General features: G+C 46.3%; 20 protein-coding genes. 13 read left to right on the top strand and 7 right to left on the bottom strand.

Annotated features, from left to right (window positions below; all coding sequences use genetic code 11):
• Window positions 1-157: 157 nt before the first annotated feature.
• Entirely contained in the window at window positions 158-2416 is a 2259-nt protein-coding gene (locus HQN88_RS31375) for a helix-turn-helix domain-containing protein (protein WP_173119699.1), read from the bottom strand.
• Window positions 2417-2607: 191 nt separating this feature from the next.
• Between HQN88_RS31375 and HQN88_RS31370 the strand changes: the two genes are divergently transcribed.
• The 3 genes from HQN88_RS31370 to HQN88_RS31360 all read left to right on the top strand — a co-directional run bounded on the left by HQN88_RS31370 (window position 2608) and on the right by HQN88_RS31360 (window position 6335).
• Window positions 2608-3660, top strand: a complete 1053-nt coding sequence (locus HQN88_RS31370) for a GGDEF domain-containing protein (RefSeq protein WP_173119697.1) — start codon at window positions 2608-2610, stop codon at window positions 3658-3660.
• A 2-nt stretch (window positions 3661-3662) separates the two neighbouring features.
• The gene (locus HQN88_RS31365) at window positions 3663-4058 is read left to right on the top strand and encodes a VOC family protein (RefSeq protein WP_173119695.1); all 396 of its coding nucleotides are present in this window, start codon (window positions 3663-3665) and stop codon (window positions 4056-4058) included.
• Between the two features lie 492 nt (window positions 4059-4550).
• Window positions 4551-6335, top strand: a complete 1785-nt coding sequence (locus HQN88_RS31360; RefSeq protein ID WP_173119823.1) for an ABC transporter ATP-binding protein — start codon at window positions 4551-4553, stop codon at window positions 6333-6335.
• A gap of 34 nt (window positions 6336-6369) precedes the next feature.
• Here the strand turns inward: HQN88_RS31360 and HQN88_RS31355 are convergent, their stop codons facing one another.
• A complete protein-coding gene (locus tag HQN88_RS31355) occupies window positions 6370-8646 on the bottom strand; it encodes a helix-turn-helix domain-containing protein (protein WP_173119693.1) in 2277 nt (758 codons plus the stop codon).
• A 330-nt stretch (window positions 8647-8976) separates the two neighbouring features.
• Between HQN88_RS31355 and HQN88_RS31350 the strand changes: the two genes are divergently transcribed.
• The 6 genes from HQN88_RS31350 to HQN88_RS31325 are packed head-to-tail and all read left to right on the top strand — an operon-like array spanning window position 8977 to window position 15036.
• Complete coding sequence (locus HQN88_RS31350) at window positions 8977-10503, top strand: extracellular solute-binding protein (protein ID WP_173119691.1); 1527 nt, start codon at window positions 8977-8979, stop codon at window positions 10501-10503.
• A 48-nt stretch (window positions 10504-10551) separates the two neighbouring features.
• Window positions 10552-11517, top strand: coding sequence for an ABC transporter permease (locus HQN88_RS31345; RefSeq protein ID WP_274318801.1), 966 nt, complete (start codon window positions 10552-10554; stop codon window positions 11515-11517).
• A 13-nt stretch (window positions 11518-11530) separates the two neighbouring features.
• A complete protein-coding gene (locus HQN88_RS31340; protein WP_246320564.1) occupies window positions 11531-12394 on the top strand; it encodes a carbohydrate ABC transporter permease in 864 nt (287 codons plus the stop codon).
• Window positions 12395-12414: 20 nt separating this feature from the next.
• Window positions 12415-13614: an MFS transporter gene (locus HQN88_RS31335; RefSeq protein WP_246320563.1), complete on the top strand. Its 1200-nt coding sequence runs from the start codon at window positions 12415-12417 to the stop codon at window positions 13612-13614.
• Window positions 13615-13650: 36 nt separating this feature from the next.
• Entirely contained in the window at window positions 13651-14370 is a 720-nt protein-coding gene (locus HQN88_RS31330) for an SDR family NAD(P)-dependent oxidoreductase (protein ID WP_173119689.1), read from the top strand.
• 27 nt (window positions 14371-14397) lie between these two features.
• Complete coding sequence (locus HQN88_RS31325) at window positions 14398-15036, top strand: ThuA domain-containing protein (protein WP_173119687.1); 639 nt, start codon at window positions 14398-14400, stop codon at window positions 15034-15036.
• A gap of 343 nt (window positions 15037-15379) precedes the next feature.
• Here the strand turns inward: HQN88_RS31325 and HQN88_RS31320 are convergent, their stop codons facing one another.
• The gene (locus HQN88_RS31320) at window positions 15380-15991 is read right to left on the bottom strand and encodes an FMN-binding negative transcriptional regulator (RefSeq protein ID WP_173119685.1); all 612 of its coding nucleotides are present in this window, start codon (window positions 15989-15991) and stop codon (window positions 15380-15382) included.
• A 204-nt stretch (window positions 15992-16195) separates the two neighbouring features.
• Here HQN88_RS31320 and HQN88_RS31315 point away from each other — a divergent pair, with 204 nt between their 5' ends.
• Complete coding sequence (locus HQN88_RS31315; RefSeq protein ID WP_173119683.1) at window positions 16196-17173, top strand: Gfo/Idh/MocA family protein; 978 nt, start codon at window positions 16196-16198, stop codon at window positions 17171-17173.
• 67 nt (window positions 17174-17240) lie between these two features.
• Here the strand turns inward: HQN88_RS31315 and HQN88_RS31310 are convergent, their stop codons facing one another.
• Window positions 17241-18728, bottom strand: a complete 1488-nt coding sequence (locus tag HQN88_RS31310; RefSeq protein ID WP_246320562.1) for an MDR family MFS transporter — start codon at window positions 18726-18728, stop codon at window positions 17241-17243.
• 120 nt (window positions 18729-18848) lie between these two features.
• Here HQN88_RS31310 and HQN88_RS31305 point away from each other — a divergent pair, with 120 nt between their 5' ends.
• Window positions 18849-19388, top strand: coding sequence for a PadR family transcriptional regulator (locus HQN88_RS31305; RefSeq protein WP_246320561.1), 540 nt, complete (start codon window positions 18849-18851; stop codon window positions 19386-19388).
• A gap of 3 nt (window positions 19389-19391) precedes the next feature.
• On the opposite strand, the gene HQN88_RS31300 is transcribed toward HQN88_RS31305, so the two are convergent.
• Window positions 19392-19877, bottom strand: coding sequence for a hypothetical protein (locus tag HQN88_RS31300; RefSeq protein ID WP_173119677.1), 486 nt, complete (start codon window positions 19875-19877; stop codon window positions 19392-19394).
• Between the two features lie 193 nt (window positions 19878-20070).
• Here HQN88_RS31300 and HQN88_RS31295 point away from each other — a divergent pair, with 193 nt between their 5' ends.
• Both HQN88_RS31295 and HQN88_RS31290 read left to right on the top strand, forming a co-directional pair.
• Window positions 20071-20745 carry a response regulator transcription factor gene (locus HQN88_RS31295; protein ID WP_173119675.1) on the top strand — a complete coding sequence of 225 codons (675 nt, stop codon included), beginning with the start codon at window positions 20071-20073 and terminating at the stop codon, window positions 20743-20745.
• Window positions 20742-21887 carry a HAMP domain-containing sensor histidine kinase gene (locus tag HQN88_RS31290; RefSeq protein WP_246320560.1) on the top strand — a complete coding sequence of 382 codons (1146 nt, stop codon included), beginning with the start codon at window positions 20742-20744 and terminating at the stop codon, window positions 21885-21887. Before HQN88_RS31295 ends, HQN88_RS31290 begins: the two co-directional genes overlap by 4 nt.
• A gap of 554 nt (window positions 21888-22441) precedes the next feature.
• Here HQN88_RS31290 and HQN88_RS31285 read toward each other — a convergent pair.
• Complete coding sequence (locus HQN88_RS31285; protein ID WP_274318802.1) at window positions 22442-22813, bottom strand: DUF2500 domain-containing protein; 372 nt, start codon at window positions 22811-22813, stop codon at window positions 22442-22444.
• 55 nt (window positions 22814-22868) lie between these two features.
• On the bottom strand, window positions 22869-23312 hold the full coding sequence (locus HQN88_RS31280; RefSeq protein WP_173119673.1) for a GNAT family N-acetyltransferase: 444 nt from the start codon (window positions 23310-23312) through the stop codon (window positions 22869-22871).
• Between the last annotated feature and the right edge of the window lie 151 nt (window positions 23313-23463).

The following is a 23463-nucleotide window of genomic DNA, read 5'->3' as shown; positions in this document are numbered from 1 at the left end:
ATGCAAGACGGTTCGAAAATAAGCGCAATTACGCGGTTTATAATCATTAGCGACCTCTGCCATAATCATTTGAAATCGATTCTATGCTGCACCACAACACAAAAAAACCTGGCGAGTGGCCAGGTTCTTGTCTACTTATAACGTATGGAAAGAGTGATTACTGCGAAGTCTTTTTGAGCTCTCTGTACTGACCAGGTGTCATACCTTCCAGCTTTCGGAAGTTGCGGATGAAATTTTGCGCATTCGTGTATTGCAAGCGTTCAGCAATCTCTGTGATTTTCATTTCCGTTCCACTGAGCCAGCTGATGGCCATGTCATGGCGGTAGCTGGCTAGATAATCACTGAAGTTCATCCCGGTTTCTTTCCGGAACATGCGGCGAATATAATGCGTGCTGTAATTCATCCGCAAGGCACACTGATCAAGTGTCAGGTCGCTGTCATAATACGCATGGACCAAATCCATGACCGAGCGGGAAATGCTTTTGCCTGACGATTCATGACGCTTGCGGACCAGCTCCATCATCGGATGAATGATGTGTGATTTGAACCATCCTTCAATTTCTTGCGGCGTTTTGAGGCTGAACAGCTGCTCATATTCATTGCGTCCATCGTGAGAGAAGAGCTCCCCGGTATCCCCCATGTCATATACAATACGAGCTAGATCGGTCAACAGCATCGCGAAGGAGATGCGATACAGGTTAGGATCGGTTTCCACGCGGAGCACCTCTTGAATGAACTGCTGGAGCAGCTCGCCAGCCTTGTCCTTTTCCAAAAAGGTAATGGCCTGCGTTAGCTCCGAAACGAGATGATGCGGATAATAATGACGTGACGCTTGCTGCGGCTTCAGGTCATCTAGATGCAGAATGGCTTTCTCCCCGAGACGAATCCGATATTGCAGCGCTTCTTTAGCCTCAAGAAACGCATGCGGCGTTTCATCTATGGCTTCATACGGGCGACTGATCCCGACGCTCACTTTAAGTTCCAGGAAATCGGCAGCCGCTTTCTGCACGGACTCGGCAAATTCACTCAACTGGCTAAGCAAATCCCGATGATTGTCCATTTCACTGCCCACCAGCGTCACTTGATAGTTACCAATCGGCATGGCGTGAATGCGGTGGGGATGCGGGATGAGCTCTGAGGCGATATTGTTGATCGCAAACAAGAGTAAATCCTGTTCACCGGGCTTGTAGCGCGTGTGCTCCAAGGTATCAATCTGCAAAACCATGACGGCATAGCGCCGCCAAACGGGAATATGAAACTGACTTGCCTTTTCCTGCAGCTCCCCGCGATGCATCTCACCTTGAAACAGTTTTAACATGAAATAATCAACAAGTTGGCCGAATTGGCTCTTCATTTGACCTTCCAGCTGTTCCTTGGATTGATGCAGAGATGCGAATTGAGTCCCAACCCACTGTAATTCATCCTTAACAACCGTTCCGCCGTTAGCTGGCTTACTGTGACGCATTGTAAACTCTACTAAGCTGCGTATAGGAACTGACATCCGTCTGGAACCCCAATAAGCTAGCAATGCTGTAAAAAGAAGCAGAAGCAGACAAGCTGTTAATGTAGCCCAGCCGATCGAGGCAGATTCCTTTTTCGCTTCTTCCAAAGGAATAATGGATACATAGGTCCAGTTGTTATATCGGGATTGATTATAGATCACACTATACTCTTTACCTTGCAGCGTACTGTTGAAATAGCCCTGCATGCTGCCCGTATTCAGCAATTCCTGTGACCAAGACTCGGAGCGAACGCTTTGACCCGTTTTATTAGGATTACTGTCGATGATGACATTCATTTTGTCATCTAGAATCATGGTCTCGCGCGTCGAAAAACCGCCGGTCAACAACTTAGCCAGCTCTGAGTTGGATACATGGACGGACAAATAGCCCTTTTGTTCCGATCCTGTAGATGGAATGCTCTTGACTAGCTTAATACCAGAGAAGGTTGGTCCGGCATCCGGCACCCAACGTGAGTTATAAGCGGCGTTCACATTGCTAGTTTCCTTGGTCTTATCCGTCCCAAAGTAAAAGCCGCCGTCTTTGATATACCAGCCATTCTGAAGACTGTGCAATTCAACGGTTTTAACGCCTAGCTCATACGTTTGTACACCCAACAGTCCTTTGACGAGCAAATCAATGTCCTGGAAATCTTCAATGGCCAGTCGCTTCGCCACCGAATTAACAACTAACGGTGTTTCCGCGTAGCGCCCGGATACTTGATCAATGACTTTAAGAATCTGTTCAACGCGGTTTTGGGACTGCTGCAAAATGAAAACGTTTGCTTCATTCACTTTGGTTTGGACCTTCGAGGTCGATTGGAAGAAAGAGTAGATACCCAATGATAGTAAGGGAATCGTACTGACCAATGTCGTGAATATCATCAATTTTAAGAAAAAAGAGTATCGCGGGAGCATAGCTTCCTCCGTACGTTGATATAATGCCTCCCATTGTAACATAATCGGGGACTATTCAGGAAATGCTTTTTAGGATAAAATTACCACTTGATCTCGAAGTGGATGAAAGGCGCAAGACCCATAAGAAGGACATGGAAACAATTTATAGAATCAATAAGGAGAATGTCATGTGGTAGGGATGTGATTGCAGCATGGTGAAAATAAGAAAGTCTGACCATATCTTAGAAATTGCATATAGCTGTGTACGTTGGTTTCTTCTTGTTACCACATCTTATGTGTATTTGAACTATTACTATAGCGCCTCGCAGAGCCTATCTCTTTTTTGGAGCATGCTGGCAGTCGCTATTCTCTATATGGCAACTACGGAAGTGGCGCTGCATTTTACGCCTATCGCTTCACGCTTTTATCGCACGGTGACGCGCTTGGGTGTCGTTATGGATTACTTCTCGTTTATCGTCATTATTGCGCTCACAGATGGCACACATAGTCCACTTCTCCCAATAGCTTACTTGGTCATTCTTCATGCTTCGTTATACTGGAGTTTCCGTGGATCCATGGTGGCGACGGGGATGATCATCATCGGATATTGTTTCATAGTTGATCTGGTGGATGGTGGATTTCAGCTAGACGACTATCCCCGACACTTTTTTAATTTTGCCTTCCTGTTAATGTTTGGTTTCATTGGGGGCATCCTTGTAGCAAGGGAGCGAAAGCATTTTGTCGAGAAAGGTATTTTTGAAAATTTAGCGAAGCAGGATTACTTAACTGGACTATATAACCATCGAAGCTTTCAAGAACACATGCGAGAAGCTATCGCAGGCAAACAACCCATTACACTTCTGATGGGGGATATTGACTATTTTAAGCAAATTAATGATCGCTATGGTCATCAAGCAGGAGATATGGTTTTGAGGGAGATCGGCAGCCTATTGGAGACGTCCATCCCACATACTCAAGGTAGGGCTTTCCGTTATGGTGGTGAAGAATTTGCGGTTATTTTTTATACAGATAGTCAGCCTAGAGCGACGGAACTATATGAAATATTTCTGGAGAGGCTCCGAGGCAAGGTATTTGAGCATGGCAAAGATGCGTTTCAAGTTACGATGAGCTTCGGGGCTGCACGCCGTGATCGGGGACAAGGGAAATCGGAATTGGTCGCCGCGGCCGATCAGTTACTGTATGAAGCCAAGACACATGGCAAAAACCAACTGCTATGGGGTCATGTAGAAGGGATGAAGAAATAGCGATGGCAACCTTATCTCCTTATATTTATAGTACTGATGCGAGAAGGCAGGCAGATTTTTATGTAGGCGTGTTTGGCGGTGAAATTATTAGCATCCAGTCTTACGGGGATCTTCCTGGGATGGAAGAGTCGAAGAAGCACTTGGTTATGCACTTGGAACTGCAGGCGCTGGGCTTGCGATTTTTCATGGCAGATGCAGGCACAGATGCCAATGATCGAGGGATGGCCATGGATCTAGCGCTCACCTTCAAGGATGAGGAGGAGGCGCGCACGATTTATGATGGTCTAGCAGTTGATGGCGAAGTTATCATGCCATTTGAACGCATGTTCTGGGGCACGATGCTAGGTCGTGTGCGAGATCGTTACGGAGTCATGTGGCAGGTGGCCACCGAATCCTAAATAGAAACAAGAGAGCTCCTTTGTGAGAAGCCGTATGGCTTTCGTGAGGGAGCTTTTTATTACCCTCTCCGATACTCCTCTCCACTAACTCTCGATTTATCGCACTCTCCCACGACTGGTATAATTTTAATGGACATAGCCGCTGCTATTGGGACAAATTCAGAGGGATTCCACATTTAACGGACACAGGCGCCGCTATTAGCGTGTTTGTAGGCAAAGTTGGACCCTAATTAGAAGAATAACGGCCGTGTTGTCCGTTAGGACATGCAAATCCAGCTCAATGACCGATTAACGTCATCTGTGTCCGTTAGGCGTGGAAGGGAGGTGAATATTGGGGGATTCGCCCCCCCAGAGCTATCATTCCGCCCGCAGACCGATTCGAACGCGTTTATATTCTGTTTAAAATAGGGGAGTATGATCATATCCATTGGTAGATAACAACGTACACACGGAATCACATCCGATCGGGTAAAGGAGTAGAGATAGATGGCTATGAAGACAAAGAACGAACAACCGAAACAAAAAAGCAATTGGCGGGGATTTTTCCGCTTGATGATGAGTGCGAATCCACCTAAGCTTTTATTAAGTATTGCACTGGGGTTAAGTGTGATTGCCACGCTGGTGTCGTTGGTGATCCCGCTATTTACGAAAAACGTGGTTGATAATTTCTCGATCTCATCCCTAAATTGGTGGCAAATTAGCGGGATGGCTCTTGCGTTCATCGCATCAGCGGTAGCTTCAGGTGTAGCTACGTATCTCCTTAACTATTCGGGACAGCGCGTAGTGGCTGGTATCCGAGATCGCTTATGGAAGAAGCTGCTCGTGCTGCCGGTCCGCTACTATGATAATCATCAAACAGGAGACACCATCTCCCGAATGACGAACGACACCGCAATTATTAAAGGGCTCATTGCTGAGCATATGGCTGGTTTTATCACAGGGACCATCTCTATTATCGGTTCGATCATCGTGCTCTTATATATGGATTGGAAAATGACGCTGATCATGTTTAGCATATTCCCGATTGCGTTTCTTATCCTTTTTCCATTGGGGATGCAAATGTACAAAATTTCTAAAGGCATGCAAGCCGAAACGGCCAACTTCACGTCTGTGTTGAATCGGGTTTTATCAGAAATTCGCTTAGTGAAGGCTGCTAATGCAGAGCCTGTGGAGTACAAAGAAGGTAGCACAGGGATCCAGACGTTGTTCAAATTTGGGTTAAAAGAAGGCAAAATTCAAGCGCTGATGTCCCCGCTAATTATGTTTGTCATGCTGATGATGTTCGTCGTCCTCTTCGGTTATGGTGGCACACGGGTAGCATCAGGAGCGATCTCAGCTGGCCAGTTGGTAGCTTTCATGCTGTATTTATTCCAAATCGTAATGCCTATTACGCAAATTACACAATTTTTCACGCAAACGCAGAAAGCGATGGGCGCAACAGATACCATTCTCAAGGTCCTGGATCATGAAGAGGAGGATCCACACGCAGGTTTAGCCGTCAAGGATGCTTCCCAATCCCTGAATTTCGAGAACGTATCGTTTGGTTATAAAGAGGGCGAATCGGTTCTCAAGGACGTTAGCTTTACGATGGAAGCGGGGAAGGTTACCGCGATTGTAGGACCAAGCGGAAGCGGGAAGACGACGATGTTCTCGTTGCTGGAGCGTTTTTATTCGCAGCAGGAAGGTAACATCTCGTTAGGCGACGCTAGTATTGGTCAGTACTCACTCGTGTCCTGGCGCAGCCAGATCGGCTATGTATCACAGGAAAGTCCGCTTATTGCGGGGACGATTCGGGACAATATCTGTTATGGCTTGCAGCATGAAGTGACGGAAGAAGCGCTGAAGCGAGCTTCCGAAATGGCCTATGCAGATGGTTTCATTGAAGAGCTTCCGCAGAAGTATGACACGGAAGTCGGAGAGCGCGGGATTAAGCTATCAGGCGGACAGCGCCAACGGATTGCTATTGCCAGAGCGCTGTTGCGCGATCCGAAGATTCTCATGCTGGACGAAGCCACGTCGAGTCTGGACAGCAAGTCGGAGGTCGTGGTGCAGCAAGCGCTGCAGAATTTGATGCAAGGACGTACAACGCTAGTCATTGCCCATCGGTTATCCACGGTTGTGGACGCCGATCAGATCGTGTTCCTCGATAAAGGTGTCGTCACAGGCCGCGGCACGCACCAGGAGCTCATCGAGTCGCATGAGATGTATCGCGAATTTGCAACGCAGCAGTTGCAGATACAAGAGCAGCTAATCGCGGAGCATTCCCCTATGGCATAAGGAAAGTGAATAGAAACGAGCAGAACGACTTTACTTAGTCGCTCTGCTCGTTTTTCATTTCTTTGCGATATTGGCCAGGGGGTATGCCGACCACCTTTTTAAAAATTCGTGAGAAGTTCTGAGCGTTACTATATTGCAGCCGCGATGCGATTTCTTCAATATTCATTTCCGTGTGCTTCAGCCAGTTTTGTGCTTTATCGATTCGGCTAATAAGCACAAGATCAGAGTAAGTGGCCTCATGCACTTCCTTTAGTGCTTGTCTGACGATGGAGGCGGGGACATTCGCTATTTTACATAAATCTTCAAGCCTAGGATCCTCCTCATTATGCGCTTCTATATACGCGATCGTTTGCTGGGCGACCCTCTGCATATGCTCGTTATGCGTAAGCTTAAGGCTTTCGATTAACAGGGCGATGACATCGAACTTCAAGCACGCAATCCAATCTTCTAGTGTGGCTAATTGAGATAATTTGTTCATAAATAGCTCGGTGGAGGCGTGACGCTTGGTTTTGTTAATCGTCCAGTAAATAGATAGAATCATTTCTGTCAGTTTATTATGCAACCAGTGATAGTTCAGTGTCCTGATCCCTTGCAGCATGTTCAACCGATCCGCATAAGAATAAGCCAATTCGAGATCCCAAGCCTGAATCGCGTATATAATATCGTTCTCTAGCTCGCGAAACAACACCGGCAGCGGTTCAGCGTCGAGGCTTCCAGTTTCGGGTTCACCACGATAGGCTTCGAAAGGAATAACTTCATTAGCGCCTGCCACAAGCTTATGTTTGAGCGTTGCTTCCGCTTCTTCGGAAGCAATCCCTAGATAGGCGTAGTCCTTTCTTACCAAACTAATCCCAATCGATACAGTGAAGGGGAAATACTGTTTAATAAAATCCCGCATGATTTCCGCGTAATGAAGGAACTGCTGCTGTGCCTCCCCGATGACAGACTCCTCTAACGAAAATAGTGCTAGGAACCGGCCCTCTCCATGCTCCGTGACGACACCAGTGCCATGTTCGTCCATCACCTCTTTGATCACCTTAGAAATCCCGTAACGGAAATAATAGAGATCGACGTCCGTGTACAAATCCATCATGCTCTTGTATTGATCGATTTCTATACAAAAACAGCTGTAAGCGCCCTGATACAATTGGATGTGATATTGCTCCAGTCGGTTCCTATCCTCTTGCGATCGCAAACCCTTGCGGAGCATATTGCGAATAAACAAGTCTCGAACCTCCGGCCGCCATGCATTGACCTGCACATTTAATTCGTCGCGTGATTCCTTGATTTGATGCATTTTTTCGTAAATCGCACCAAACTCATCAAGTTGTTCCCCTGGATGCCGTTGGACATCCTTACGCTCCGTTGTGCTGGAGGTGTCGTTGACCAGCTTAACAATGTCGCTCCAGCCTCTCCATAAGCGATTGGTTGTCAAAAAGGCGCCGATAGCAGCAACCGCAAGTAAGCATCCAGCAAGTAGGAAAGCGAGATTGCGAATCCGATTTATTTTAGTGAAGAACTCGTCATTCATAATAGCAAACCCAAAAACCCATCCATTATTGGAGGCTTTTAATTGAGTAATAAACAAGTGGGATGAAGCGAAGCTCTCGTCTTGACGAGAGGGTGACAACCCCGCCAACAGTTGTTCTTTCGAAAGCTTGCCGCGGTTCTGCATCAATACCCCATCTTGATCGAGAATGAAATAGTTTCCCTTCACATTGTCATAGGTACCCAGAATATGGTCGAAGAATCGTTGGTTAATATGAAATAAAATATAAGCCGTCTTCTCCTCTTGAAAAATCGGCAGCTTTCGCACATACACACTGGTCGGAGATTGATTGACCGGAATTGTGAAAAAAGCCTTCTCGGTATGGAGACTCTCGAATTTGGCGATAACCTCGGCATATTCGTCCTGCGCGGCAGTGACCTGCTGGCTGGTGCCGATCAGCTTTTTATCCCCAACACTATACAGGGCTACATTATCCACATCATCAATAGAGGAATACATCCGTACGATCGTATCTCGGAGCGTCACCAGGTCGAGCTTCTGATTCAGTCCATTTAGTTTAGAAAAGGTTTCTAAGGCAGGCAGTTTTTCGAACTGTAGAACGGCTTGATCCATTTGTTTGAAATAGCTTTCTACCCGATCCTGCGTACGCAGTAAGGACACCTTGTATGCGTTTTGCGCTTCTTCCGTCAAGGTGCCCGTCGCCACGCGGTACATGACAAATCCCATGACTGTCATACATATGGAAGCTACAAGCAGCATCATGATGAGGGTCTGAGCTTTCTTAGAGCGTTGCAGCCGCATGGTGGAATGACTCCTTTCTACTAGTGAACATATCTTTGGTGCCGATAAGCAATCTTAATAAAATCATTATATAGAAGGCAGGCCGGAAGTGAATTAATCATTTCTCGAAATCTTCGTTTTTGCAAAATGACACCCTCGCGGAATCAGCATAGTGGGCGTCATTTATTCGATACGGCAATGGTCTTTTCCTAAAAATTCGGACTCCGCAACTGATTATTGATGCATCTCAAGCAGCAGGCCTATACTGTGGGAGTGCACAGCTTCACCAGATCTGCGTTATCATGAACATCCATTACACATGGCTATAGGAATGAAGGGAGTCTGAAATAAATGATGACTAAGAAGAAGCTTCATTGGAAAACAGCGACGAGCTTGTTGCTCATCGTGGCGCTGAGTGCGGTTGCTACCGCTTGTGGAGAAGGAACAGAAGCTACGCCGACGAAAGAGGCAAGCAAAGGACCTGTAAAGTTAAATATGATGTACGAAACAGGTTTTAGCGTGCCTAGTACCTCCGCAGACAGCAACGCTGCCGTTAAATATTTGCAAGATAAGCTAGGTGTCCAGCTCGAATATAACATCTATACAAGCGACACGTATAAAGAAAAGCTGCGCGTTCAGGTTGCTTCCGGCGACATTCCAGACATTTTCTCGTGGAATAGTATGGACGGTTTCATCGTGGGGATGATCAAGTCAGGGCAACTCGTGCCGGTTGATGAGTTGCTCGACAAATATCCGAATTTGAAAAAGCATAAAGATTACGAATTTGCCAAATACGAGGGCAAGACCTGGGCTTTCGCCAATGTGCGTAATCCCATGACGACAGCAGTTCCGCTGATTCGCAAGGACTGGCTGGATAATCTCGGACTTAAAGTGCCCACAACGACTGACGAGCTCTATGAAGTTGCGAAAGCTTTTACGAACAATGACCCAGACAAAGACGGCAAAAAAGATACCTATGGCATCCAGATTAGCTATGCTAACAACGATTTCGGTAACCTGTGGGGCTTTCAACAGGCTTACGGGATTCAAGATTCGTGGATTAAACAGGATGGTAAGTATGTTCCTAACTTTGCAACACCGGTCTACAAAGAGTATTTAACTTGGCTCGCCAAAGCATTCAAGGAAGGGCTAATTGATCCTGACTTTGCGGTGACTGACGGGAAAACGGCTAATGCCAAAGTGACGAATAAAAATCAAGCTGGTATTTATGTCAGCGATATGGACCGTATTAATGAGTTCGAAGCGTATGCGCAAGCAAATCCGAAGGCGGCTTTGGTTCCATTTGAACCGGTGAAAGGCCCTCATGGCGATCAAGGGATTGGTGCGCGCGTCAATTACGGCGGTCTGTACATTCCGAAGAAAACTGCGGAGGATAAGGCTAAGCTGGATAAGTTGATGGAGTGGCTCGATTGGGGAGCAGGACCAGAAGGTATGAACTTCTATACGTATGGTGTTGAAGGTGTTCATTATACGATGAAGGATAACAAGCCAAGCCCAATTAGCGGTATGTTCAACCGCGATGTGCCTGCAGCCTTCTTATACGCGAAACAAATTCAGCCGACGGAAGAGACTTACTTACGCAGAGAGCGTTCCGAGACTACCCAACAAATCATTATCGACGGCAATAAAAGACTTGAAAGGTACTTGAAGATGCCGAATGCATCGGCAACCGTATACTCGCCAACAGGCTCGAAATATAGCGCAGAAGCGAATACGTTTATTAATACGAATATCGTAAAAGTCATCATGGGCACGATTGATGTGAAAGATTGGGATGGCATTGTGAAGCAATGGTATGACCGATTTGAAGGAAGTAAATGGCAGGAAGAAATCAATGCGGGTACGGGCGGCAAATAAGCCGTCCTTTCCCCCGTACTGCCCGTGCAACGATAAGGAGGGGTTGTTGTGTTATCACAGGTGGGAAAGGGCATCGTTTCAGAAGTACAGTCGGACTCGGTCAGATCACGAGGAAGCAGATTGAGGAGAAAGCTATGGTCTGACCGCTACATGTACTTACTGGCCCTGCCCGGTATATTGTTTATCCTACTATTCGATTACGTACCTATGTACGGCATTCTGATGGCTTTTCAGGATTATAATCCGTTTAGCGGTATTTCTCACAGTGAATGGGTGGGTTTCGAGCACTTTGAACGATTGTTTCATCATCCTGATTTTTGGATGGTGCTGCGCAATACGCTGGTGATCAGCCTACTCAATCTGGTACTGTATTTCCCAGCGCCGGTTGTGATTGCGTTGCTGCTGAACGAAGTGCGTGGAACACTCTATAAAAAGCTTATTCAAACCGTTATCTATTTACCTCATTTCGTCTCTTGGGTTGTCGTGTGTTCATTGACTGTGACGTTGATGAATTCGCAAGGCATCGTGACCAAGCTGCTGCATGCGATCGGAATCACGAATGTTCAGCTTCTACTGGATGAGCGCTTATTTTGGGGGATCATTACCCTCCAAAGCATCTGGAAAGATGCAGGTTGGGGAACAATCATTTTCTTGGCTGCACTTGCTGGGATTAATCCAGAGCTGTATGAAGCGGCACGGGTTGATGGTGCTAATCGCTGGCAGCAGATGAAAGCCATTACGATTCCAGCGCTAATGGGGACGATTGTCGTGCTCCTGCTGCTCCGGATGGGCAGTATCATGAATTTATCTTTTGACCAATTGTTTATTATGGGTAACCCCATGGTCAACAATGTAGCTGAAGTGTTCGACACGTATGTGTTTAAAGTCGGGGTTCTGCAAGGCAATTTCAGCTTTGCGGCCGCGGTTGGGTTATTCAAATCGCTGGTAGGTCTTGTTCTGATCTTAGGATCTAACTTCTTGGCCAGAAAAACCAGCGATAACTATTTGTTCTAGGAGGGAATGTCCCTTGAAATTACGTAAAGGCTTCAACTGGTTCGAAGGGCTTAACTGGCTCATGCTCGGGTTGCTGGCTTTGCTGATGGTCTTTCCGTTCTGGAGTGTGCTCGCCATGTCCTTCTCAAAACCGGAAGCCGTCTATGAAGGCTTGTTCCTGTTATGGCCTAAGGGCTTGACGAGTGTGGCTTATTCCGCTGTGTTTTCCAATACGTTATTCCTTCGTGCACTTAAGAACTCAATTATTGTAACGGTTGCGGGCACTGCGTTGAGTATGCTATTGACCATCTCACTTGCGTATCCACTATCGAAAAAAGCGATCATCGGCAGCTCAACTATGCTCTTTCTTGCGTTCTTCACAATGCTGTTCAGCGGGGGGATTATACCGACCTATATGCTGGTGAAGGAGCTGGGCATGCTTAACTCACTATGGTCCTTGATTGTGCCTAGTGCGCTTAGTGTGTTCAATCTGATGATAATGGTCAGCTTCTTCCGGTCGGTGCCGGCGGAATTAGAGGAATCAGCCAAAATTGACGGGTCTAATGATATCGGCATTCTAGCACGCATTATTATCCCCATTTCGCTTCCTGTTATCGCCACACTGACCTTGTTCTATGCTGTCTCGAAATGGAATATTTTTTTCCAGGCAGTCATGTTCAATGGAAATCCCGAGCAGATAACACTGCAGGTGCTCCTGCGCCAAATGTTGCTGCAAACGACTAGCGAAGCTGTAGATGCATCAAGTAATATTCCCAATATTGGCGCTTCCATTAAAATGGCTATGATTATTATCGCGACAGTACCGATTCTCGTCATCTATCCATTTTTGCAAAAGTACTTTGCCAAAGGCGCCATGATCGGTTCTATTAAAGGCTAGTGAAAGGAGCCGATCTTAACATGCCTGCACCACAAAATACCACCAAATCAGCCATGTTTGGTGTGTTGTTAGCTATTAGTCTTGTTCACTTATTCAACGATGCCCTACAGGCTGTGATTCCAGCAAGCTTCCCGATCTTAAAGGGAAGCTTGCAGCTTTCTTTTGCCCAACTGGGCTTTATCACCTTGATGTTAAATCTGACTTCCTCTGTTTTGCAGCCGTTCGTCGGCTTGTACACAGATAAATATCCAAAGCCCTATTTATTGCCGCTGTCTATGGTGGCTTCTCTTAGTGGCATGATCGCACTTGCCTTTGCACCTTCTTATCTGTGGGTTTTATTTTCAGTTGCACTTGTCGGTCTAGGTTCGGCAGTTTTCCACCCGGGGGCATCAAGGGTAGCTCATATGGCGGCAGGACCTCGCCGTGGCTTGGCGCAGTCGATTTATCAAGTCGGTGGCAATGGTGGTCAGGCGCTTGCACCTATATTGGCGTTGATTACGATCTACCCCTTTGGGCAGCGAGGCTCGCTATGGTTTACCTTGGCAGCTGCTGCTGGCTTCGTTGTACTCTTATACATTACTGGAAAGTTCAAGAATCAACTGGTTATTGGCAGAACGAAGGCAACCCCAGAGAAAACTTCGATGTTGTCTGGACAACGTCGGAAGATCGTTACGGCAGTTACTTTGGTTGTTCTATTAATCTTCGGCCGCTCTTGGTATGGTGCGGGGATTACCAACTATTTTATCTTCTATTTGACAGAGACCTATCATCTTAGTGCCAGCTCGGCTCAAGTGTACATATTCGTTTATTTGGGCGCGGGGGCTGTAGGGACATTTCTTGGCGGGCCAGTAGCAGATCGTTTCGGACGTACAACGGTCCTGTGCGCACTACTTGTTTCGCTGCCATTTACACTTATTCTTCCTTATGCTGGCCCGATATGGTCCTATCCACTGCTCGCAATCATTGGCATGATCCAAATGTCGAGCTTTTCCGTCGCTGTTGTGTATGTGCTGGAGTTAATTCCTGGCCGTGTCGGGACGATGTCAGGTCTTATCACCGGTCTTGCCTTCGGTATGGGCGGCCTTGGTTCCGTTGCCTTAGGCGGGTTAATCGATGCTACCAGTTTATCGTCTGTTATTAAATTAACATCCTTTTTACCCCTACTGGGCTTGCTTGCTCTAGCACTACCATCAAATCGCAAAAGAAGCTTAACGCTTTAATCTATCTTGCGTGTATATCTAAGGAGGATCTCTACGATGCCTGAATATGCTTTCGTCACTGGTGCAGAAAGAGGGATTGGCGCGGCATTGGTGAGGCAGTTGCTGCTCCATGACTTTACGGTCATTGCCGGCACCTATTTAAAGGAATATGATGAGATATCAATCCTGAAACAAACGTATCCCGATCGTTTATATCAAGTCGAATTGGACGTTTCTTGCGAGGATAGCGTTCGAAACGCCAGTAACTTCGTATCGGGAATAACTGATTCGTTGGATATTTTGATCAATAATGCAGCTATTATTGGCAACAAAACGGCAACTATTACGGATGCCATTGATTTTGAGGGTATTCAGCAGGTATACAACGTTAATGTGCTGGGCGCGCTACGCATGTCGAATCAATTGATTGAACCGCTGATGAACAGCGGGCATAAGCTTATTGTTAACATTTCCTCGGAAGCTGGGAGTATCGGTCAGTGCCATAGGACGGGATGGTTCGCCTATGCGATGTCTAAGTCTGCGCTCAACATGCAGTCTGCCTTAATTCATAACCAGATCAAAGTCGAAGGGGGCCAAGTGCTCATTCTTCACCCCGGCGCTGTCCAAGGGCGTTTAAGTGGGGCTCTGAATGCCAAATCGCCACTAACGCCGGACGATTCAGCAGTCAACATGATCAAGCTGATTCTGGGTCATGCCGATTACATGGATCAGCATCCTGCTTATCTTAATTATTTGGGTGAGCGGCAGCTGTGGTAGAAAGAAAAGAAAGGGATAAAGATCACTATGCCATCTAACTTACTCGTACTTGGCCATTATACGAATCCTAAGCACCATCCGCTGTACGATGTTGACATCGAATTGCAAGACATTCTCGGCCGTGATTGGCATGTCGTTTGTACAGAGGACTACGATGTTCTCTTGCCGGAGCGCATCGCTGCCTTTGATGTCGTCATCTCGTACACGGACTGCTGGAGAACCAGCATTACAGATGATCAGGCGGAAGGCCTGCTTGGCTTCGTTACGAGCGGTGGCGGACTGTTGGCCTTGCATAACGGCATTTCTTTACAGCACCGGTTCGATCTTTGTCAGTTAATCGGGGGCTTTTTTACAGGACACCCGCCGTTTCGGGATATCACCATCCGTCCAGCCTCCAGTGCTTCGGAGCATCCGATCACTCAGGGCATTGGGGCTTTTACCATTGCGGACGAGCCGTATCAGTTTAGGTTCATTCCACATCATGATAAGACTGTCTTGCTCGAATACGACCAAGAGGATCAAGTTGTCCCGGCAGCTTGGGCCCATCGCTTCGGTTTTGGGCGTGTCGTTTACCTGATGCCCGGGCATCAGGCGGAATCGTTCAGACACCCTGTGTATCGGGAGATCATTCGAAACAGCAGTCAGTGGTTGGTTGGTGCGAGGTAGGATCAATAAACAAAGAGGCTGTCCCATAAGTAGATTCGTCTACTCAAGGACGGCTTATTTGTGTAGCGTACAGGATGGCCACCGTTTCCATCGTTGATCAAATAGTTAATGACTTTGCGCAAGAGGAACCTGGATGCCTTATTTGGTTGAAATCGGCTGAAATCGAATCCAGAGAGAACGTAGATGCGCTAATTGGCCGATTTTCGTTATTTATTGCTTTTTTTGGCAAAATAGCGCCTTGTAGTTCCCCTCCCATGATGATTTGGCCTATTATTCAACAATTAGGACATCCTCGTTCCCTTTCGAGGGAGGACGTAGGGGACGGTCCTTTTGTCCATTCAACTCATTCTTTGTGTAGGTTCCCCTTCATTAGCACAGCGATCTGCTGCTCCAAGTCTCCCTTGCGCTCAAGCTCTCGAATAATGCGCTCCTGGCGCTCGATCGGCTGATTCTGGCTGAGTTTGGCCTTGCCTTCGATGCTGGAAATCGGAAGCTTGAAGGTTTGTATCCCTTTGCTCAGCCCAGCAATAAAGTGAGGATCAACGCTAGGCAAGTCGTATGAGCTGTCTGTGCGCTCGTACTTGCTGGTTAGCTGCTGCAAGACACATAGAACTTCATCATCGTCATGTATGAGCTCGACCTTGCCATAGACGTGAACAGCCGTATAATTCCACGTGGGTACAGCGGCAGGCGTTCCATACCAAGAAGGCGAGATATAGCAGTGGGGACCTTGGAAAATCACCAAAATCTCTTGTCCCTCGATATCCATCCACTGTGAATTGGAGCGAGCGAAATGCCCATATAGGCAATGCTCCTCTGAACGCAAAAGTAAGGGGATATGGGTCGCGAAGGGACGCCACTGATGATGCGAAACGATCGTAGCGAAGCTATGCGCTTCTATGAGGTCGTACATTTTCGACAAGTCTTCTATTTTAAAATGGGAGGGTGTGTACATGGCTGCACCTGCTTTGTTTTAGCTTTGTAGCAATAGTATAGCAATCACTATGGTACATAAAAAGTGCCAATTTTGTTTGTTTTGATTAGACCACTTGAACGATTTTATTTATTGGTTTATGTTGCTTACGAATCGTGTACAGGAGGTCACAGCCATCACGTCGAATACCTACCTAACTAAGCATGTAAAAGGAGGCAACAACAGATGGAAAAGGTTCGTTGGGGAATTATCGGCTGCGGAGACGTTACGGAGGTCAAAAGCGGTCCGGCCTTGCAGAAGGCTGAAGGTTCGGAACTGGTCGCTGTTATGCGTCGCAATGGGGCACTAGCAGAGGATTATGCGAAGCGGCATGGTGTGGCAAAATGGTACGATGACGCCGCGGCGCTAGTGAACGATCCAGATGTAAATGCGGTCTACGTTGCAACGCCGCCAGGATTTCATCATGAATATATGTTACTCGCTGCCCAAGCAGGGAAGCCTGTCTACGTGGAGAAGCCGATGGCTAGGAATCACGCAGAGTGTCAAGAAATGATCGCGGCTTGCGTAGAAGCGGGTGTGCCTTTGTATGTGGCGTACTATCGCAGAGGGCTTCCTAAATTCGTGGAGATCAAGCGTCTAATTGATAGTGGGGTCATTGGGGATGTTCGCTTCGTGCAGTCGACATATCTGCAACCAATGAGAGATTATGAAGAGGGACTAGAACCATGGCGCATTCAGCCGGAACTGTCAGGTGGCGGCTTATTTGTGGATTTGGCAAGCCATGCATTGGATATTCTAGATTATTTGTTGGGACCCATCGGAGAGGTCAAGGGCTTCGCAAGAAATCAAACGGGTAAGCAACAGGTCGAAGATATCGTGACAACGAGCTATGCATTCGAATCCGGTGTGATGGGTACAGGGGTATGGAGTTTCAACTCATACACTCGCCTAGATTTGAATGAGATTGTGGGTAGTCTTGGCAAACTTTCGTTCTCAACATTCAGTGGTGATCTACGCATTGAAACCGCTGATGGTGAGGTTCAAGAACTGACGATACCCAACCCTCCGCACGTGCAACAGCCGCTGATTCAGAAGGTTGTCGACGATCTTCGAGGTATCGGACAAAGCCCAAGCACTGGCGTCACAGCCGCACGTACCAATCGTGTGATGGACGAGTTGTTGCGCGATTTCTACCGCGCTTAACCAAATAAACGAAAACCCCAGCCTAATGTGAATGCCGTCACATCAGACTGGGGTTTTCATTTATGCATTAGGCTTTCGGGCTAGGCGTTGCTACAATAGGAGCAGGTGCCGACGCTGAAGGATTGTCCGGTGCTAAGGAACGCTTGTTAAGGAACAAGCTGAGCGGTAAAGCGACCAGTACAATAAATGTGGCAAGCAAGTATACATCATTAACACTCATCGTGAATGCATGAGTACCAATTTGCACTTTGTCCGTCATCCCGCCAGTAGCAAGATCCTTGCTATGTGTTACGGTTTGGGACGATAAAACGGAAGTGAATAGGGCGATCGCGAAAGATCCGAATACGTTACGAACCCAGTTATTGATAGATGTTGCATGGCCAGAAAGAGTTCGCGGAATTTGCTCCATTCCTGCATTACTTGCAGGCATCGTAGCGAAGGCAATCCCGACGTTTCGAACGATCATCCAGAACACAATATAGCCGCGTGATACGTCTGTACTTAACCAACTAAGTGTGAGCGTACCAACCGCGATTAAAGAAATGCCGATAAAAATTAGAATACGAGGCCCGACACTGCTATACAGCTTGCCTACGATTGGCATACAAAGTGCCATGACGAGGGAAGCAGGTAACAGAATTAATCCTGTATCCAATGGCGTTACATGCTGAATGTTTTGCAAGAAAATCGGCGTCAGGAAGGTACCTGAGTACAAGCTTATCGTAACAATACTGGAAATAATGAGAGATAGCGTGTAACGCGAGTTTTTCAATACACGGATGTTCAATAATGGGGAGTCAGCCTTAAGTTCCCTCCAAATGAATAGCAGAAGAACTAGGAAGCCTGTTGCAAATAGACTGATAACACGGCCTGATGACCATCCCCAAGCATGGCCTTGCGAGAAACCGACGAGCAAGGCAAGAGAGCTGACAACGACAGTCAGTAAGCCGATTAAATCGAATCTTTTTGGAACAGAAAGACGGTAATAAGGAATTAATTTGAAAACGAGAAAAATTGCAACAAGCCCGACAGGTACGTTCATGAGGAACAACCAGTGCCAGCTCCAATTTTGCAATAACCAGCCGCTCAATGTAGGTCCGATTGCAGGAGCCATCATCGCAGATAAAGACCAGAGGGAAATCGCGATTGGTTGCTTGTCACGCGGGATAACCTGATACACAATAGTCATAGTAGCCGGCATAATCAAACCGCTGAAAGCTCCTTGAATAATACGGAAAGCAATCAGTGATGAAGCATCCCATGCTAAAGCGCATAGGAGTGAAAAGATGGTAAAACCAATCAACGCAATAGCATATAATCGTTTGTAGCTGAATTTCTCCCCGAAATACCCTGTAATCGGAGCGATTGTACCGCTGGCGAGCATGAAACCAGTAATCGTCCATTGGATTTTGCTCAAATCTGTATGGAAATGATCACTAAGAATCGGTATTGCGATATTAATTGTGCTCATACTTAGAATCGAAACGAACGATCCGAAGAAGATAGCAATCATAATTGGCCAGAAGCGTACTTGTTGTAACTCATCCTTACTCAAAATAATGCCCTCCACTCTATCCATTGATATTAATGATAGTATTCTCTATAATTTTGAATGAAAATCATCATACTACCGAACTGTTTATATGTCAATAATGACATAAAGGAGGAATGCTATTTGAATACCCTTTCATATGGATTACTAAGCCTTTTAACCAAAAACTCCCGCTCGGGGTATGAGCTTATGCAGCATATTCAGCCTTTTTGGTCAGCCAAACATAGCCAGATCTACCCACTCTTAGCACAATTAGAGCAAAAGGGGCACGTGGCTTTCGTACATGTTGCTCAATCAGATAAGCCGGATAAAAAAGTTTACTCCATTACGGAGCAAGGGAAAGATGCCTTGCGGGAATGGATTGCTATGCCTACGGATGAGCCTGTGACGAGGGATGAGCTTTCATTGAAGGTTTATTGCATTGGTCTCGTGGATAAAGAACAGGCGAGGATGATGCTTGCGGTACGAGAAGTATATTATAAGAAGAAAAAAGAGCGATTCAACCTCCTGATGGATAAGCTCCAACAAGCAAGTGAGAAACCGCTCGATCAATTAGAAATTGGTGATGATGCATTCGGCATGTACGTCCTCGTGCATAAAGCCACAATGAAGGTGGATACAGATTTAATTTGGTGTGAGTGGATGAAGAAAAAACTGACGTAACAGTTAACCGCCAATTTCCTGAATGACCGTTTGGATTTTCTGCAGACGAATGTACTCGGACTTCTCTAATTGCGGTCGGAAGTAAGCGTAGAGATAGGCCGCATCCTCGAATGTCAATGCAGGGTAGCAGACGACCTCTTGCACCACGAGTGGATTATCCATGATAACCTGCCATTCACCGGCTCTCTCCGCATGTGAGATGTTCGCAAAAATGTGTTTCTTGGCAGCTATCGTACTTTCGAGCTCAGGCCAAATCTTTTCCCAGGATGGGCTGAAGTCAACGGGTTCTGGAAAAAGTCGCTTTGCTTTCGCAACCGACTGTTCTACGATGTCCATTTCTGTGTCCCCCGCGGCTTTGATTGCATTCGTGAGACTGTCGAGTAACCGCCTGAAACCTGCGAATCCTTCTGATAGTACCTCGCGCCTAAACAGGGCTTCCGCTTCCGCGGTAGTCAGCTTGTTGAAATCCGCCAATGTGTTATTTGTCATACAGGCCACAACCCCCTAGACTAGACTGTTCCTTCCCCAAATTTATCATAAAACATTTTCCAAATAAAGCCCTTTCATTTCATAAAATAAGCTTCTGGTTTAAATTGAGTTTATATTGCTCCTTTATACTGATTTCTATCATAAACACATTCTATATGCAGACAATAACATCAAGAATCGAGGCTGAACATACATGGCACCTATTATGATCGTAGATGATGATCCGTATATTCGTGAGCTTGTCCGTGTTTTCATGCTGAATGAGGGCTTCGATGTGGTCGAGGCCGAGGATGGCGCCCAAGCACTCAAGAAGCTGCAAACCGTCCAAGTCGATATGGTTATCTTAGATGTGATGATGCCGAACATGGACGGATGGCAGCTGTGCAAGGAGCTCAGAGAGCATTATGATTTACCGATCCTCATGCTAACGGCCAAAGGAGAAACGGCACAAAAGGTCAAAGGCTTCGAGCTCGGCGCCGACGACTACCTCACCAAGCCCTTCGAGCCGCTTGAATTGGCGATGCGAGTAAGAGCGCTGTTGAAGCGCTACCGGATTGCTTCCTCGCAAACCATTCAGGCCGGCGATTTAAGTATGAATCGCAAAACCTATGAAGTCACCGTTGGCGCAGAGAGCATCACGCTGCCGCTTAAAGAATTCGAGCTGCTCTATAAGCTCGCGAGCTATCCTGGCAAAACGTTCTCGCGCGATCAATTGATCGAGCAGATTTGGGGATTTGACTACGAAGGCAATGAACGCACGGTTGATGTGCATATTAATCGGCTGCGTGAGCGATTTCCTGAGGAGCGGCATGCTTTTCGCATCGCTACAATTCGAGGCTTGGGCTATCGGCTGGAGGTGCTGAAATGAATCATCAGCACAGAGCAGATAGAAAAGAACGGAGAGAAAGACAGAAGAAGCGGAGAATGAGCCAGAATAATAAGCAGTCCATTCTCCAACGAATAGGCGGCTTTTTCTTTGGTTTAGGGATATTTATTCTTATTATCGTGTATTGGTTAGCTGCCTTCTATGGCACGGAGTATCTCTACGAGCATCTGGGGAAACGCCCCCCGGAAGTCATCGTGCAATTGATCAACTGCATCGGAGGCATGTTCTTCTGGGGTATTACTATGGCCATTCTTGGCCAATTTATGAGGAAGCATCAGTTAATTTTCTTCCAAAGTTTGAATCAAGCGATCCGAAGCATGTCGAGAGGGGACTTCAATGTGTTGGTGGATGATAATCCTCGGAATGGACCCTTCGTGGAATTAGCGGAGTCCATCAATCAAATGGCGACCGATTTGGGGCAATTGGAGCGAATGAGGCAGGAGTTTATTTCGAACGTCTCCCACGAAATTCAGTCGCCTCTAACGTCCATTAGCGGATTTTCCCGCGCACTGCAGAATGATCAGCTGTCACCGGAGGAGCGTAAGCATTACTTGACCATTATTGAAACGGAAAGTGTACGCTTATCCAAACTCAGCGAAAATTTGCTGAAACTGACTTCCCTGGAGTCGCAGAATCATCCTTTTGAACCGAAGAGCTATCGTTTGGATAAACAGTTGCGCAATCATATCCTCGCTTGTGAGCCGCAGTGGGTAGATAAAGATATTGAAATGGACATCGAACTGGATCCTGTAACTGTTGATGCCGATGAGGATCTGCTCAGCCAGGTATGGACGAACCTCATCCACAACGCAGTGAAATTTGTACCTGTTGGCGGGACGATTCGTGTTCGAGTGGTCAGTAATGGGGAAGAGGCAGTCACGCGGATATCGAATAATGGGCCTAACATTCCGGAAGAGGATCAGACGCATATATTTGAACGCTTCTACAAAGCGGATAAATCCAGAAATCGTATGGCGGGCGGCAATGGGTTGGGCTTGTCGATCGCGAAGAAAATCGTGGAGATGCATCACGGATCGATTACAGTGGAAAGCGGGGTGGAAGAACTGACTTCCTTCATCGTCCGATTACCAATTGTTCAGAAGGCTCAGTTGCCCAACATATAACATCGTGTGAACGCAAATAGAGGCCCCCGCTTATCCATGATAACCGGAGGTCTCTATGAGTCATTTTGCCTATTCAATTGTTCTTCCACACACTCCATTCCCCGAAAATTCGCAAGTCCGTTGTTGCAATCGATACGTTCTCCTCAAAGTAAAAGTGTCCTTTCCTCTTAGTTAACTACCCATCTGATCAATCATACGACAAGTCCTCACTTCGGTTCCTTTCCTAGAATGATGACCTGCCTGATCTACTGATCTTGATTTCCCGCATGCTGGATGAACGAGTGGGACGTTCCTGTACTTGGCTCCTGTCGTTTAGAGCGCAAGTGAGTAGCATGCTTCGCTAACGTGGTCCAATGGACTATCCCCTCTCCTAAAAGTTGTAAGGCTCTTCGTTGTTACTGCACCGTATGGTGCGGGTTGTCCTCCCTGTCTGCCTTGGCTTTATAATAGCCTATTATTAAAATATTGTAAATATTCAGATTATTCAAATATCTAACTAAATATGCCTGTTATTTTGTTTTTTCTTGTAAATGCTTACGTATTCGTGGAATTGCTCATATTGCTTTTTGACGTTCAAATTCTTTGAACCGAGTGCCTTGAAAAGTTAAATATCCTATATCACCCTCGACCATATAGCCAAACTGCTGTCGGCCAATCCACAGTTCCATTCTGCTTCGGTCCTCAAATTCAAAGGTAACAAAGTAGGAGGTGTTCGAATTTAAATTACTGGAGTTTCCGGAGAGTTGTATTCGTTTGGCAACAACCTTACAGAATCGATCTTGAATGGGTGCATTGTTATTGGATGTCCAGACCGAAAGAGATTTAATAATAAGGGATAAAAAGATGCCAACCGCGAGAATAAGGATGAGGATGAAGAGGATAAGGACAAGGGTACTTAAAGCTCCTTCATTTAATCCAGCTAGCACATGTAAGCACTCCTTCGCAGTAGTAATAGAATAGGGAGAATCGAATTCTTCCTAGTTAGAGGAAACGTTTGACAAAACGGTAGCCTGTTTCATGAAAGCCGATAGGCGACTGGGCGGAACGGGATTTATCTGTGGATTCTATGTCAGTAAGCCACATCATGCCAGAGCAGTTATGATCGCTTGCAAGCTGTTCGGCATAGCTTCTCAATTGCTCCAAAGGTGCTTGGTTACTGTCAGGATCTTCATTAAAGGAAATAACCGAAATTTCACTAAATGTTACATTGTGTGCTGTCTGATCTCTGCGGATACGAAAGCTTAACGTACCAAGAATCCGATTCTTTTCTTCATAGACATATAGCAATTCGTCCGGATTATCGCGCATGTTATGCAGCCTATTTTCAATATGTAAAGGGGAAATCATTTTGCCAGTAAGATGAGAAACGAGTGAACTAATCGCTGATGTATCCTGGGGTGTTGCTTCACGAATGCATGTAGTCATGGGTATCCTTCTTTCTAAGAACAAGTTATATTGCTAATTGTACCATATATTGGAACATTAGTTCTATATTTATGAAAAAAATGTCAATTTTTTACGTATTTAAATAAAATGCCAAAAAGCGCAGCAAGAGTTCATCTTGTTGCGCTTTTTT

The sequence above is a fragment of the Paenibacillus qinlingensis genome (genome assembly GCF_013204845.1).
GTDB classification, from domain to species: domain Bacteria; phylum Bacillota; class Bacilli; order Paenibacillales; family NBRC-103111; genus Paenibacillus_E; species Paenibacillus_E qinlingensis.
This window is presented reverse-complemented; position numbering and strand designations above follow the sequence as displayed.

Bases quoted from the DNA above. Each gene is read 5' to 3' on its own strand.
- HQN88_RS31375 (WP_173119699.1), bottom strand. From the start codon at position 2,416: ATGCTCCCGCGATACTCTTTTTTCTTAAAATTGATGATATTCACGACA.
- HQN88_RS31370 (WP_173119697.1), top strand. From the start codon at position 2,608: ATGGTGAAAATAAGAAAGTCTGACCATATCTTAGAAATTGCATATAGC.
- HQN88_RS31365 (WP_173119695.1), top strand. From the start codon at position 3,663: ATGGCAACCTTATCTCCTTATATTTATAGTACTGATGCGAGAAGGCAG.
- HQN88_RS31360 (WP_173119823.1), top strand. From the start codon at position 4,551: ATGAAGACAAAGAACGAACAACCGAAACAAAAAAGCAATTGGCGGGGA.
- HQN88_RS31355 (WP_173119693.1), bottom strand. From the start codon at position 8,646: ATGCGGCTGCAACGCTCTAAGAAAGCTCAGACCCTCATCATGATGCTG.
- HQN88_RS31350 (WP_173119691.1), top strand. From the start codon at position 8,977: ATGATGACTAAGAAGAAGCTTCATTGGAAAACAGCGACGAGCTTGTTG.
- HQN88_RS31335 (WP_246320563.1), top strand. From the start codon at position 12,415: ATGCCTGCACCACAAAATACCACCAAATCAGCCATGTTTGGTGTGTTG.
- HQN88_RS31330 (WP_173119689.1), top strand. From the start codon at position 13,651: ATGCCTGAATATGCTTTCGTCACTGGTGCAGAAAGAGGGATTGGCGCG.
- HQN88_RS31325 (WP_173119687.1), top strand. From the start codon at position 14,398: ATGCCATCTAACTTACTCGTACTTGGCCATTATACGAATCCTAAGCAC.
- HQN88_RS31320 (WP_173119685.1), bottom strand. From the start codon at position 15,991: ATGTACACACCCTCCCATTTTAAAATAGAAGACTTGTCGAAAATGTAC.
- HQN88_RS31315 (WP_173119683.1), top strand. From the start codon at position 16,196: ATGGAAAAGGTTCGTTGGGGAATTATCGGCTGCGGAGACGTTACGGAG.
- HQN88_RS31300 (WP_173119677.1), bottom strand. From the start codon at position 19,877: ATGACAAATAACACATTGGCGGATTTCAACAAGCTGACTACCGCGGAA.
- HQN88_RS31295 (WP_173119675.1), top strand. From the start codon at position 20,071: ATGGCACCTATTATGATCGTAGATGATGATCCGTATATTCGTGAGCTT.
- HQN88_RS31290 (WP_246320560.1), top strand. From the start codon at position 20,742: ATGAATCATCAGCACAGAGCAGATAGAAAAGAACGGAGAGAAAGACAG.
- HQN88_RS31280 (WP_173119673.1), bottom strand. From the start codon at position 23,312: ATGACTACATGCATTCGTGAAGCAACACCCCAGGATACATCAGCGATT.